The organism is Cupriavidus sp. L7L (genome assembly GCF_004353535.1).
In the GTDB taxonomy this organism is placed as follows: Bacteria; Pseudomonadota; Gammaproteobacteria; order Burkholderiales; family Burkholderiaceae; genus Cupriavidus; species Cupriavidus oxalaticus_A.
The window spans coordinates 1-13,828 of record NZ_SMNY01000041.1 but is presented as its reverse complement, the minus strand read 5'-3'; the positions used below and the strand labels follow the sequence as shown (position 1 = coordinate 13,828).

The 13,828-nt window shown below is 58.7% G+C and carries 13 protein-coding genes; 11 read left to right on the top strand and 2 right to left on the bottom strand.

Going from position 1 to position 13,828, the window contains the following annotated elements:
* Positions 1–35 precede the first annotated feature (35 nt).
* Positions 36–1,397, bottom strand: a complete 1,362-nt coding sequence (locus tag E1J61_RS30120) for an LLM class flavin-dependent oxidoreductase (protein WP_133097546.1) — start codon at positions 1,395–1,397, stop codon at positions 36–38.
* Between the two features lie 95 nt (positions 1,398–1,492).
* Positions 1,493–1,993 carry a flavin reductase family protein gene (locus E1J61_RS30115; protein ID WP_133097545.1) on the bottom strand — a complete coding sequence of 167 codons (501 nt, stop codon included), beginning with the start codon at positions 1,991–1,993 and terminating at the stop codon, positions 1,493–1,495.
* An 870-nt stretch (positions 1,994–2,863) separates the two neighbouring features.
* On the opposite strand from E1J61_RS30115, the gene E1J61_RS30105 reads away from it, so the two are divergent.
* The 11 genes from E1J61_RS30105 to E1J61_RS30055 form a co-directional block, all read left to right on the top strand.
* Positions 2,864–3,745, top strand: coding sequence for a LysR family transcriptional regulator (locus E1J61_RS30105; RefSeq protein ID WP_133097543.1), 882 nt, complete (start codon positions 2,864–2,866; stop codon positions 3,743–3,745).
* A gap of 382 nt (positions 3,746–4,127) precedes the next feature.
* Positions 4,128–5,015 carry a LysR family transcriptional regulator gene (locus E1J61_RS30100; RefSeq protein WP_133097542.1) on the top strand — a complete coding sequence of 296 codons (888 nt, stop codon included), beginning with the start codon at positions 4,128–4,130 and terminating at the stop codon, positions 5,013–5,015.
* Between the two features lie 197 nt (positions 5,016–5,212).
* Positions 5,213–6,226 carry a PDR/VanB family oxidoreductase gene (locus tag E1J61_RS30095; protein WP_133097541.1) on the top strand — a complete coding sequence of 338 codons (1,014 nt, stop codon included), beginning with the start codon at positions 5,213–5,215 and terminating at the stop codon, positions 6,224–6,226.
* Between the two features lie 51 nt (positions 6,227–6,277).
* Positions 6,278–7,387, top strand: a complete 1,110-nt coding sequence (locus E1J61_RS30090) for a Rieske 2Fe-2S domain-containing protein (RefSeq protein ID WP_133097540.1) — start codon at positions 6,278–6,280, stop codon at positions 7,385–7,387.
* A 65-nt stretch (positions 7,388–7,452) separates the two neighbouring features.
* A complete protein-coding gene (locus tag E1J61_RS30085) occupies positions 7,453–8,856 on the top strand; it encodes a short-chain fatty acid transporter (protein WP_243737045.1) in 1,404 nt (467 codons plus the stop codon).
* A gap of 70 nt (positions 8,857–8,926) precedes the next feature.
* Entirely contained in the window at positions 8,927–10,120 is a 1,194-nt protein-coding gene (locus tag E1J61_RS30080) for a CaiB/BaiF CoA-transferase family protein (RefSeq protein ID WP_133097539.1), read from the top strand.
* Complete coding sequence (locus E1J61_RS30075; protein ID WP_133097538.1) at positions 10,105–10,827, top strand: enoyl-CoA hydratase/isomerase family protein; 723 nt, start codon at positions 10,105–10,107, stop codon at positions 10,825–10,827. Before E1J61_RS30080 ends, E1J61_RS30075 begins: the two co-directional genes overlap by 16 nt.
* Before the next feature lie 37 nt (positions 10,828–10,864).
* Complete coding sequence (locus E1J61_RS30070) at positions 10,865–11,971, top strand: S-(hydroxymethyl)glutathione dehydrogenase/class III alcohol dehydrogenase (protein WP_116322750.1); 1,107 nt, start codon at positions 10,865–10,867, stop codon at positions 11,969–11,971.
* Positions 11,972–11,982: 11 nt separating this feature from the next.
* Positions 11,983–12,864 carry an S-formylglutathione hydrolase gene (fghA, locus tag E1J61_RS30065; protein WP_133097565.1) on the top strand — a complete coding sequence of 294 codons (882 nt, stop codon included), beginning with the start codon at positions 11,983–11,985 and terminating at the stop codon, positions 12,862–12,864.
* Positions 12,865–12,995: 131 nt separating this feature from the next.
* Positions 12,996–13,376, top strand: a complete 381-nt coding sequence (locus E1J61_RS30060; RefSeq protein ID WP_116322748.1) for a VOC family protein — start codon at positions 12,996–12,998, stop codon at positions 13,374–13,376.
* Between the two features lie 299 nt (positions 13,377–13,675).
* Positions 13,676–13,828: transposase (locus E1J61_RS30055; RefSeq protein WP_165971573.1), on the top strand; the 153-nt coding region annotated here is incomplete at its 3' end.

Here is a 13,828-nt window from a genome sequence, read left to right as displayed (position 1 = left end):
CTCGTCACGTCCTTCTCTTACGCAACGACCATTTTTCAGCGTTGGTATTCAGCCCCGGGATGCGGACTGACCAAACGAGGTGAGCCCTTGAAGAGCTTTTCTCGCAGCGTTCCCTGCGTATATTCGGTTTTGTAGACGCCCCTCGCCTGCAGCTCCGGCACGACCAGTTCTACGAAGTCATTGATGCTTTCCGGAGCAACCGTGTAGGCCAGGTTGAATCCGTCGATGTCGGTCTCCTCCATCCACTGCTGGAGTTCATCTGCTACCTTCTTGACGGACCCCACAATGACGGGACCAGAGCCTCCTACAGCAAGGTGCTCAGCAACCTCACCGACAGTCCAGACGCGATTTGGGTCAGCGATCGTGAAGCGGTCAATCGCGGTATGCATGCTGTCGTTACGAATATGCTTCACCTCATCCTGAGGATCACACGACGAGAAATCGATGCCGGTCCAGCCGGACATCAATGTGAGCGCGCCTTCGTAGCTGGCATACTGTTTGTATTCGCGCAGCTTTTCCTGGGCTTCTTCATCGGTGCGCCCCACGATAACGTTCATCATGGCAAATACGACGAGGTCTTCGGGACGACGTCCTTGTTGAACTGCTGCCGCCCGCATCTTTTTGACGGTGTTTGTGAGCACATGCTTTGTGGGGCTGCTAACGAAGACACACTCGGCGTGCCGTCCGGCAAACGCCTGACCCTTGGGCGACGACCCCGCTTGATACAGAACGGGGGTTCGCTGGGGCGACGGCTCTGACAGATGGATACCGTTCAAGCGGAAGTACTCGCCGTCGTGGTTGACCGCATGCACCTTCGATGGATTTGCGTAGATGCCGCGTGCGCGATCCCGGCATACGGCGCCATCTTCCCAGCTACCCTCCCAAAGCTTGTACATGAGTTCCATGTACTCTTCGGCGATGTCGTAGCGTGTGTCGTGGTCGGTCTGCTTTGTTACGCCGCTAGCCTTTGCCGCACTGTTCAGGTAGCCCGTTACAATGTTCCAGCCCACTCGTCCGTTCGTGAGATGATCCAATGTCGTCATCTTGCGCGCAAAGGTATATGGCGGCTCGTACGACAGCGCGCCAGTTACACCGAAGCCGAGATGTTCCGTAACCGCGGCCATTGCCGGTACGAGCAAGAACGGATCACAGTTTGGAACCTGAACTCCGTTGCGCAGCGCCGCGTCACAGTTGCTTCCGTATACGTCATAGACGCCGGTGACATCTGCGAGAAAAATCCCATCAAACTTCCCCCGTTCGAGGACTTTGGCCAGGTCTTGCCAATATTTGAGGGTGGTGTATTCGGATGAGCGATCACGAGGATGACGCCAAAGACCCTGGGACTGGTGCACACCTGTATTCATATCGAATGCGTTAATTCGAATCTCTTTTTTCATTTGATGATCCCCTATGGAGTGATATTTTTTGGATGTGCGTCTCCCCGCCCCGCAATTTCTGGGGCGTGATTGGGGAAGACCTTCGCGTAACGGAATTAGGCTGCTTCGAGCTCAGCGAGAGCGGTGAGCTGTCCGCCGTAGTACACCAGCGGTTCCTTATCGTGGACGTGAGTGCGTTCGAGCCGACCGACGACAATGGTGTGGTCGCCTTCGGAGATGGTATTTTTAACAATGCACTCACCTTGAGCGAGTGCCCCGTCAATCAGCGGGCTGCCGACGGCGCCGATCGTATGGCGGACATTCTGAAATTTCTCCTCGCTCTTCGAGGCAAAGATCTTGCAGATGTCGGTTTGCTCAGAAGCCAGAAAGTTGATGCAAAAGTGGCCGCTGAGTGTGATGGCGCCGAGAGTGTTTGACGAGTTGTTGAGACAGATGAGGAAGAGTGGCGGAGCCAAGGACAAGGACGTGACGGCACTCATCGTAATGCCGTGGGACTTGCCCTCGCTGTCTCGCGTTGTGATAACCGCGACTCCTGTAGGAAAGCGACCGGCGAAACGGCGAAGATCGACTGTGTTGGTATTGGGGGGCGTGTCCATGAATGTCTCCTTGTCTGGGTGATGTCATTCTGGTACACCCCACCAATCGATTCAAACGAAAAAAAACATCGCTTATTGATCGATTTTTTCGAAGCCTCGTGGCCTTAATACGTTCCTTCGACAGCCAAAATGTTATCTTTTGTGCATTCGTTCGGATAAGCTGGTACGGCACAGCCGCGTATCGAACGTGGCCGCACCGTTCAGTTCGGTCCAGGCATCAGGCGCCAGGCAATCTCTTTGTTCGACAATGTCCAGGTCCCGATGGAGGCGCGGAACATCTATGCCTTGGCCAATGAAAACCAGCTCTTGGCGCCAGTCGCCGAAGCCGTCTTTCCATTTTTTTGAGAAGGGCATGACGTCCGTAGTAGTTGCTCGGGCCATCGCGCCTGCCCGATGTGGCCGATGAAGCGCACCACCGACCGACATATCCCCCAATTCAATTCATGCCCTGCATAGGTAAGCAGTCCTGTCTCCAGGAATCGCCTGGCGACCCAAAAGTAGCCTTCGCTATTAGACGACACCCGTCGGAGTCTCCCGCAGGCGAGCAAAAGCTCTCAGGACTGTCCTTGGCGAAACACGCGTCCGAGCGAGAAGCGCAAGCGATAGATCGGCACATTCAGATTCCTTTCTATATACTCGACGATCTTCGGGTATAGGTCGATGTCTCGCTCAGGTCCGGCAGCCGAACTCCGAAGTTCCAGTGTGTTCAGCGACGCATCCAAGTACTTCCCCTCGCGCCATCACGGAAGCCTATGCTGAGTTCCTGAGCATCGCACGCAATGGTGATGCGACAAGGTGTTGAGGACGGATACCTTGCAAGGTGTGCCGAATAACCAAGCTCGCTGATGAGCCCATCGGAATTACGCTAAAGTGAACACGAAGCAGTTAGAAAGTTTTCTGACGATTGCAAAATTAGGAAGCTTTGCCGCCGCCGCGGAGCGCCTTCATGTTACGCAGTCGACTATCTCGGCCAGAATTCAGGAACTGGAGGAAACGCTTGGCGTTGCACTGTTTGATCGCTCGCAACGGCAAGTCCACCTCACGCCAAAAGGTAGAGACCTGATCGCGTATGCGCAACAGGTTTCAGATTTGTTCGCTGAGATCAAAGAACAAATTGCATCTACGAATTCAATGACAGGGGTAGTAAGAGTCGGCGTTACGGAGCTCGTTGCATTGACGTGGCTCTCTCACTTTGCAAAGCTGGTTCGCAAAGAATATCCAGGCATACTTTTAGAATTCGCCGTCGGCCTCAATCCATTTCTTCTGGAGGGAATTCGAAGCGGAGAATTGGATATTGCCGTTATCGCAGGACCTACTTCCGACACTGAGCTATGTGCTTCACATTTGGGAAATGTGCATTTCTATTGGATGTGCGGATCTACTTTCGAGTTGCCTGAAGGAACCCTCAATGCCCGCGACTTGCGCAAGCTTCCCATTATCTACCAAGGCACCGATTCTTTCACCACGCAAGTAACCAATCGATGGCTTGGTCTGCCAACCATCAAGCGCCAGCGCGGAACGTCTTGCAATAGTTTAGCCGCCGTCAAGTCGCTCACAGTCGCCGGTGTAGGTATAAGCCTATTGCCCGATGGAATTTTTGCAGACTCGCTAGCCTCGGGCGAGCTTGTAAAACTTTCGACCGATCCGCCGGGCCTAGATATGCCATTCACGGTGATCTACTTAGAGCGCTCGTCGTCAAAACTCTTTGCCGAAATCGCCTCGTTATGCAAAGTTTCGAGCTCGTTCAACTGACCCAGCTACGGTCGCGTGATGAAAGCATCGGCCGGCATTTTAGCCAGGAACCGTCGGTTGCGCTGGTGGCGGGCGACTTTTTTTCCTCGATGCTCGTAGCGCTCTCCTTCGAGCCAATCCTTTCGCCATTGGCTCATCTGCCGTTTCACAAAAAATAGTTGAAGGAAAAAAAATAATTTTATTATTTGGCGGCAGATAATAATCCGTTTCCCTGCAAAGACCAAAAGCGCGTGGTGGCGGGTCGTAACCGCTGACAAGGCCTCTCGACCTGACTGCGGCCAGGAAGGGCAATCGGTAGCAAACGCCCCCTGCTCATATCTCCGAAACCCCTGCAGCAAATGGTTGTATGCTATGAGAACCGATTTACTCCCAGCAGCCCTCCGTGACTTTACAGCAACTAGAAACATTCTATTGGATTGTTCAGCTCGATGGGTTCGCCCCCGCCGCGGAACGGCTTTGCGCAACGCAATCCACCGTCTCAATGAGGTTGCGTGAGTTGGAGCGGAGCCTGGGCGTTGAACTCTTTGACAGAACTCAGCGCAAGGCTCGGCTGACCCCGCGTGGGCGTGAGGTATTGGACTATGCGACGCGCATTCTGAACCTGTCCTCGGAGCTCTCTCATCGTGTTGCGGCTCCGGATTCCGTGAGTGGCACCATCCGAATGGGTGTCGCGGAGGTCGTCTCCATCTCTTGGCTTCCCGCGCTAATCCAGACGATCGCAAGGGAGTATCCACAGGTACGATTGGAGATCGACGAGGCTCTCACCAGCGACCTGATGGATTCACTCGCCCAGGGCGAACTCGACCTGGTACTCGCTCCCGGCCATACGCGCATGCATGATGTCTCCGCGATTTCGCTCGGGACAGTCGAGTTCGCCTGGATGGCAAGTCCGGGATTGGTGTCAGTACGAGACGTCCATACGCCGACCCAACTAGCCCAGTATCCGATCATTGGGCTTAAGCCCCAGTCGTTCCATAGCGCGGCAATTGATGCATGGTTCCTGCGCGATCACGCGCATTGCCATTACTTGGCACGATGCAAGAGCATGGGGGTCGCGGCCTCTCTGGCGATGGCAGGAATGGGGGTGACTTATCTGCCCCTGCCTAATTTCCAGCGTCAACTCGAGGAAGGCTTACTGGAAATCATTGAGGTTGCCAATCCATTTGATCCAGTGGAGTTTGTCGCAGCCGTATCCCCAGAACACACCTACTCCCTTCCCAGCGCCATCGCCGAAATCGCCCAGAACGTCAGTGAATTCCGGAAGCAGTAGCCAGTTGCGCCGCATGCAGCACAATTGGTCTGCCCTAGAAGAGGTGTGAAGGCCCCATCTTAAACATCAAATTTATCGATGTGATACAGAAAAAATATATCGTTTGAATCAAACTATCGCCACTCCTAGGCTTGTAACAAATCACAGACGACCCACCGCCACGCTCGGCCGGTCGGGTAAGCCTCCAGGAGACCGCGATGGACCTCATCGTCGAAAGACCGCCTGCCGCAATCCCTGCAGGGACAAAAGCAACTGGCAAGTTCCCCGTTTCGATCCGTTCAATTAGCCAGCTCGCTGCCGACATCCGCGCATTCGAGTTGGTAGACCCGACTGGCGCGCCATTGCCGGCTTTCTCCGCCGGCGCACATATCGACGTACTCCTCCCGTCCGGCCTGATTCGCCAGTACTCGATTTGCAGCGATCCAACCGATGTCAGCCGCTACGTCGTCGCGGTGCTAAAGGATCCTGCGGGGCGTGGCGGCTCGGTGGAAATGCATCAGCTCACCGCCGGAGACCCCCTGCTGATCTCGGCGCCACGCAATCACTTTCCGTTAGCGAGCGCGGCTACGCACCATGTCTTCGTAGCCGGTGGTATCGGCATCACCCCCATTCGTTCCATGATGACCGTCGCGCTAGCGCGGGGCAACACGTTCCAACTGTATTACTGCACGCGCTCCCCGGAGCGTACGGCTTTTCTTGAGGAACTACTTCCGCTCATGAAAGCCTGCGTTGCAGTGGTCCACCATGACGACGGCAATCCCGCGAACGGGCTTGACCTGAGCGCAGTCCTGCGCGAACAGCCGGCGGGTGCGCATCTCTACTATTGCGGCCCCTCCCGCTTCATGGATGCCGTCGATGCCAGCTCCGCGCACTGGGTGCCCGGCACCCGGCACTGCGAGCGCTTCTCGCCCCCCAAAGCGGCCGCCAGCGCAATGCCGGACGCTGCGGATGCACCGTTCGACATCTGCCTCGCCCGCTGCGGCAAGACCTTCACGGTGCCGCCGGGGAAAACGATCGTCCAGATCCTGCGGGAAAACGCAGTCGACGTCGACGTCTCCTGCGAGGAAGGCTACTGCGGTACCTGCATGACGCGATATCTGCACGGTGACCCCATCCATCGTGACAGCGTCCTCGACGAGGACGACCAGCAGGAGTTCGTAATGATCTGCTGCTGCCGCGCCCGAAGCGAAATCCTGACCCTTGACCTGTAGGCGAGCGATCGCTGCGTTCTGCATCCCCAAAAAGACGAGGAGACCATAGAAATGAGCAAGTTCGAATTCGTGAAGAATTGTTGGTACCCGATCGGCTTCTCGCGGGAATTTCCCGCGCAGGAGCTTAAGGGCTTTAAGATTGCCGGCAAGCCCATCGTCATGTGGCGTACCAGCGATGGCGAGGTGGTCGCGTTTGACGATCGCTGCTGTCACAAGCGCTTCCCGCTCTCCCAGAGCAAGCTGCTTGACGACGGTCGTCTCGAATGTGCGTACCACGGCCTTTGTTATGACGCGACCGGGCAGTGCGTGGAAATTCCGTCGCAGCCGGGCAAGGTTCCGCCGCAGGCCCGTCTGCATGTCATTCCAGTACGGGAAACTGATGGCGTAGTGTGGGTATGGCCTGGCGAGCAGAAGGCTGCCGCCGACATCGAGCCACCTCGCACGCCCGAAGTGACTTCCGCGGACAAGGATGCGGTCGGCTCGCCGCAGCCGCTGGAAGTGCCGGCCAACTACCTACTGCTGATCGAGAACCTGCTCGATATCACGCATTTCTATCCCCTCCACGACGGCAATATCGGCGACAAGGCGAACAGCCTGATTCCCGTGCAACTCGAAGAAGGCAATGTCGCGGGCTACGACTATGTCAAGACCATCCGCCACGTCCACGGCTATCAACAGCCTCCCTATCTGCGCGAGTGGTTCCACTACGATGAAGTCGAGCGCCTGCACACGCACTGCATGGTGAGTCCCGGCCTGACCCGCGTCGAAATGCGCGTTGCACCGGAAGGCCAGCTCGGCACCGCGATGGAACGCGGCTACACGCTCCTGCATTTGCACTATCCCGTGGATGAGGCCAACCTGGTATGGCGCTGGAATGTCTCCTGCACGAAGGGACATACGACGCTGAGCGACACCAGCATTCTCACCGCCCACAAAGTGGCCGAGATGTTCCCTGAAGTGGTCGCGCAGGACCAATGGGCGCTGGAGCGGCAGCAGAAGATGTTCGACTATCCGGACGACGACTACTCCGAACTCTTCCTGAAAACGGACAAGGCACTGCGCCGTGCCCGGCAGATCCTCATGGGCATGCAGCGGCAGGAGCGCCAGGAAGAAAAGGCCATCATCCCCATCCATCCCCAGCCCGCCGAAGCCGCTGCCTAGAGCATAGCGCCACTGACTACAGAGGCCCGATACGGGCCCGCAACCCTCTGGTGAGGAGACAAATCATGGAAGCACAGGAAATCGCCCTGTCCGGGCCCCTGTCAGAGAAGACATGGATGCAGCGCGCAATCGGGTCGTGCGTCTATCTGTTTGAGCGTCTGATGCCTGACCCGTTTGTGATCGTGATCTTGCTGACGGCGATGACGGCGGCCTGTGCAGCCGTCTTTGCCCCCGGCGGCTCGGTCAGCAACATCCTCTCCGGCTGGTACAAGGGAATTTTCGGGATTTTCACCTTTGCTTTCCAGATGGTACTGGTGCTGGTCACGGGCTACGCCCTGGCCAGTGCGCCAATCATCCGGAGCGGCTTGCAACGTCTCACCATGCTCGCCACCGGGCCCCTCTCAGCGGTCGCGCTGGTCTCGATCGTGGGTGCCTTCGCCACGTTCCTCAACTGGGGGTTCGGGCTTGTAGTCGGCGCGATGCTGGCCAAGGAAGTTGCCAAGCGGGTGCGCGTCGACTTCGCCTGGCTCGTCGCTGCAGGCTACACCGCCTGGGTTCTGTGGGCCTTTACCGGCATGTCCAGTTCGATTGCGCTGTCCATTGCCACACCGGGGAACCCGCTCAATATCGTCGAGCAACACACCCGCGCCGTCGTACCGCTGGCACATACAGTGTTCTCCGGCTGGAATCTTGCTGCGGGACTCATCGCCACGCTGCTGTTGCCACTGGTGTTCATGATGATGCGCCCGTCGGACAGCGACACAATCGCCGCCGATCCAAAGGCAATCGAGGCCAGCGAAGCCGCCGTCTCTGCTCCCAAGCGGCGGGACTGCCTCGCCGGCTTGCTGGAAAGGTCGCGGCTGTGCTCGCTAGTGTTTGTGGTGGCAGGGGCAGCTTATCTCGTGCAGCACTGGAGCGCGAGTGGCATTCACCTGGATATCAACACTGTCATCTTCATCTTCTTGCTCGCCGGGCTGTGCCTGCACGGAAGCGCTGGCGCCTATGTTCACGCAGTGACGGAAGCGGCGAAGGTGACCGGTCCCATGCTGCTGCAATATCCCTTCTACGGGGGCATCATGGGAATCATGCATGCAACTGGCTTGGCGGAGGTCGCTTCTGCATCGTTCATCCGCTTCGCCTCCACGGATACGCTGCCGTTCTGGAGCTATCTTGGCTCCATCATCATCACCATCTTCATTCCCAGCGGTGGTGGTCACTGGGCCGTGCAAGGCCCCTTCACGATCCCGGCCGCACAACAACTTGGCTCAACCCTGGCGGGCACCTCGATGGCCGTCGCCGCGGGTGAATTGGCCGGCAGTCTGCTGCAGCCCTTCTGGGCCATTCCCGTCGTCGCCATCGCTGGCGTTGGTGTGCAGCGGGTGCTGGGTTTCACGTTGGTCAGCTTCATCACCGCAGGGACCTTCTTCGGATTGCTGTACCTGCTGGTCGTGCCGCATATCAGCGCCTGACCGATGCTCTCCGGCGGAACGGCAGCTAATTCCGCCGGCTTCACTCTTCAATCCACTCCAGGATTCAACGATGACTAACCCAAGACAACCCACCCTTCCACTGGAAGGCGTCCGGGTGATCGAGATCTGCAATGTGGCTGCGGGCCCCTATTGCGCCATGCTGCTCGCCGACATGGGCGCCGAGGTCATCAAGATCGAACATCCAGAAGGCGGCGATACATTGCGCAGCTGGCCACCCATTTCGGCCGGCTACAGCGAGAACTTCGCTTCCCTGAATCGGAACAAGCAGTCGGTGACACTCGATCTTAAGGCTCCGGACGACCTTTCGCGGGCACTGGATCTGATCGACACGGCGGATATCCTCGTCGAGAACAACCGGCCCGGTGTCATGGATCGACTGGGGCTGGGGTACGAAGCCTTGCGCGAACGCAATCCGCAACTGGTCTACTGCTCGATCTCCGCCTACGGCCAGACTGGCCCGCGCGCCAGCGAAGGCGGCTTTGACCTGACCTTGCAGGCCATGAGCGGCATCATGAGCGTGACAGGCGAGCCAGGCGGCCCGCCTGTGAAGTGCGGGGTACCGATCGCGGATTTTTCGGCCGGTCTCTATGCCGCATTTGCCATCGTCTGCGCGCTCCAACAGGCAAGCGCAACCTGTAAGGGAACGCACGTTGATATCTCCATGCTCGGTGCCACGCTTGGCATTGCTGCATTGCAGACGTCTGAGTTCTTCGGCAGTGACCGCGATCCGGTCAAACTGGGCAGCGCCCACCCCCGCAATGCCCCCTATCAGGTGTTTGCCTGCCGCGATGGCTACTTTGGCATGGCGGCTGGTAACAACGCGCTGTGGGGCTCGGTATGTAGCGTCATGTCGCGCGACGAGTGGCGGGCTGATGGCCGCTTCACCAGTCCCATGCTGCGGGCCAAACATCAGGTGGAACTTCGCACGCTGCTGGAGGCCGAGTTCATTCGGGAAGACGCTGCGACGTGGCTGGAGCGCTTCCGGGTGGCCGGCGTGCCGTGCGCGCCGATCAACAGCTACTCCGACGTGCTGGCCGACGAACAGGTCGAGTACATGCAGTGGGTCCAACCCCTCACGCTGCCCAATGGGGTGGAAACCCGCACCTTTGCCTCACCGATTCGCATGTCCGGACTCAACCTGCCGATCCGCAGTGCCCCACCGGCGCTGGGAGAACACAACGCGACGATTCTAGGTGTAGCCGAAGTATCCAGTGAGGAGATCACGCAATGCATGACACCCTGATCGTTAATCGGGACGGCGATTCTGTCACGCTCACGCTGAATCGACCCGACAAGTTGAATGCCTTGTGTCCAGAACTCGTGGAAGCATTGATCGAGGCGATCCAACTGGCTCACGCCGATGGACATGTCAGACTTATCGCCTTTCGTGGTATGGGACGCAACTTCTGCGCGGGATTCGACCTGGGCAACCTCGGCCAGGAAACGGACGCGAGCCTTCTCCTACGCCTGGTCAGGATCGAAACGCTGCTGCAACTGATTGCGTACTCCCGCTGCATGACCGTAGCGTACGCGCATGGCAAGAACTTTGGCGCCGGCGTCGATCTTTTCGCCGTCTGCAAAAGACGTTATGCCACGTCGGACGCAAAATTCCGCATGCCCGGTCTGCTGTTTGATCTGGTGCTTGGAACACGGCGTTTCGCCGCACTCGTCGGCGCCGAACGGGCCCGTGAAATTCTCCAAACCGTGCGCGAGATATCCGCCGATGAAGCCAGCCAGATTGGTCTGGTTTCTCGCATCACCGAGCAGGATGACTGGACTGCCATCTTCGCACGTGACCTCAAGGAGGTGGCCATGCTTTCCTACCGCGCGCAGCAAAGCCTATACACAGCGGTGCATCAATCGACAGCGGATATCGACATGGCGGCATTGGTCAGGTCGGCCGCGGAGCCAGGATTGCGGCGCCGCATCGAGCAGTACCTTGGTCGATAGACCGGCTCCATTTTGCCACTGTAGACACGCGACACTTATGAAAACGAAAGCTGCAATCGCCTGGGAAGCCGGCGCCCGGCTGACCATCGAAGACGTGGACCTGGACGGCCCGCGCGCCGGGGAAGTGCTGGTGGAAATGAAGGCCACCGGCATCTGCCACACCGACTACTACACGCTGTCCGGCGCCGACCCGGAAGGGATCTTCCCGGCGATCCTGGGCCATGAAGGCGCGGGCATCGTCACCGATGTCGGCCCCGGCGTGACCTCGCTCAAGCCCGGCGACCACGTGATCCCGCTGTACACGCCGGAATGCCGCCAGTGCAAGTTCTGCCTGTCGCGCAAGACCAACCTGTGCCAGGCGATCCGTTCGACCCAGGGCAAGGGCCTGATGCCGGACGGCACCTCGCGCTTTTCGATCGACGGCAAGCCGATCTTCCACTACATGGGCACGTCGACCTTTGCCAACCATATCGTGGTGCCGGAGATCGCGCTGGCGAAGATCCGCCCCGATGCGCCGTTCGACAAGGTCTGCTACATCGGCTGCGGCGTCACCACTGGCGTGGGGGCAGTGCTGTTCACCGCCAAGGTCGAAGCCGGCGCCAATGTGGTGGTGTTCGGCCTCGGCGGCATTGGCCTGAACGTGATCCAGGGCGCGAAGATGGTGGGCGCCGACAAGATCATCGGCGTGGACCTGAACCCCGAGCGCCAAGCGATGGCGCGCAAGTTCGGCATGACGCATTTCGTCAACCCGAAGGAAGTGGAAAACGTCGTCGACCATATCCTCCAGCTTACGGACGGCGGCGCGGACTACTCATTCGAATGCATCGGCAACACGCAGGTCATGCGCCAGGCGCTGGAGTGCTGCCACAAGGGCTGGGGCAAGTCCATCATCATCGGCGTGGCCGACGCCGGCGCCGAGATCTCGACGCGTCCGTTCCAACTGGTGACCGGGCGCGAGTGGAAAGGCTCGGCCTTCGGTGGCGCGCGCGGGCGCACCGACGTGCCGAAGATCGTCGACTGGTACATGGAAGGCAAGCTCAACATCGACGACCTGATCACGCACACGCTGCCGCTGGAGCGCATCAACGAAGGCTTCGACCTGATGAAGCGCGGTGAGTCGATCCGCTCGGTCGTGTTGTACTGAGGCGCGCCATGATGGAACTGATCTCGCAACATGGCTACCATGGCGGCGTGCAGCGCTTCTACCGCCATGACTCGGCGGCGATCGGGCTACCGATGCGGTTCTCGGTGTTCCTGCCGCCGCATGCGCAGGGTGGCGCGAAGGTACCGGTGCTGTTCTACCTGGCCGGCCTGACCTGCACCGAAGAGACCTTCATGATCAAGGCCGGGGCGCAGCGCTTTGCCGCCGAGCACGGCCTGATGCTGGTGGCGCCCGACACCAGCCCGCGCGGCGCGGGCGTGCCGGGCGAGGCCGATACGTGGGACTTCGGCGTGGGAGCGGGCTTCTACCTCGACGCCACCTGTGCGCCGTGGAGCAGGCACTGGCGCATGGAGAGCTACGTTACCGACGAACTGTTCGACCTCGTCACCACCGCGCTGGCCGGCGATGCTGACCGCGTGGGGATTTTCGGCCACTCGATGGGCGGCCATGGCGCTCTGGTGCTGGCGCAGCGCCATCCCGAGCGCTTCCGTTCGGTATCGGCCTTCGCGCCGATCGCCGCGCCGTCGCGCTGCCCGTGGGGAGCAAAGGCGTTTGCCGGCTACCTCGGCGACAACAAGAGTGCCTGGGCAGATCATGATGCTACTGCGCTGATGCGGAAACAGATCCATCCACCCTTTTCGGACGGAATCCTGATAGACCAAGGACTATCAGATCAGTATCTGCACGAGCAACTTCTGCCTGACGCGTTTGCAGAGGCCTGCGCTCACGTTGGTCAACGCCTCATTCTCCGACGGCATGAAGGCTACGACCACGGCTACTACTTTATCGCTTCCTTCATAGCGGATCACATTCGCTTCCATGGAAGCGTCCTAAATGGTTCACGCCGACCGTTGTTGACCATCTCTGCGACCTAGGATGCTCCATCAGGAAAAAATCCCTTGATTCCAGCTTAATGCGATCCAAGCCGCTGCGCTGTAACCGAATGCTTGCCATCGCATCGTCCTGTCACATCCCGCCCCTCTCTTACCTCAAAGGAGTTTGAATTATGGCAATCTTTACCCACATTGTTATCGGCACCAATGACCTGGAGCGTGCCCGCGCATTCTATGACGACGTGCTTGGTACGCTTGGCATCACGCGCGTCATGAATCTGGACACGGCCTCGCTATGGGGCGTAGACGGTCCGGAGTTCATGGTCACCAAGCCAGGGAACGGCCTGCCATCCACGTATGCCAATGGAGGTACTGTCAGCTTTGCCGCGCCCAATCGCTCCGCGGTCCATGCCTTCCATGAGGCCGCAATCGGTAAGGGTGCGCGAGATGAAGGCGCACCCGGCCCCCGGAATTTTACCCCTACCGCTTATGCGGCATATGTGAGGGACCCCGATGGCAACAAGATTTGCACTTATTGCTTCGATCCAGCGTAAGCCAGTCAATGCTGCGAGCCCCTTTATGCGGCGAAAGGAGTTACCGTATCGGCTCTCGTCGCATGGCTGAACCACTCTAGAGCGTTATCGTGCGGCGTGCCATCTTCGGCGCCGCACGATTCTATTATTTTAGGGGAGGCTACTGATCAATCCACCCTATAAGGAGCGCCTTATAGGTGGATTGGGCTACTGATGGGGTCATCGTACTTTGCGTGCGAAATCTGGCGGTATGAGGTAGCCTGATCGAGGCGGACACGCTTGGTCCTTAGATTAAGATCGTGGATCAGGAGTGTGCACAGATGAGCAAGGCAAGACAGACGTACGGGGAAGAGTTTCAGGCAGAGGCCGTGAGACTGGTGCTGGAGCAGGGACTGACGCTGCAGTCGGCCGCGCAGCGCCTGGGGATTCCGAAGGGCACGTTGACGAATTGGGTGTCGAAAGCCAAGGCGCCT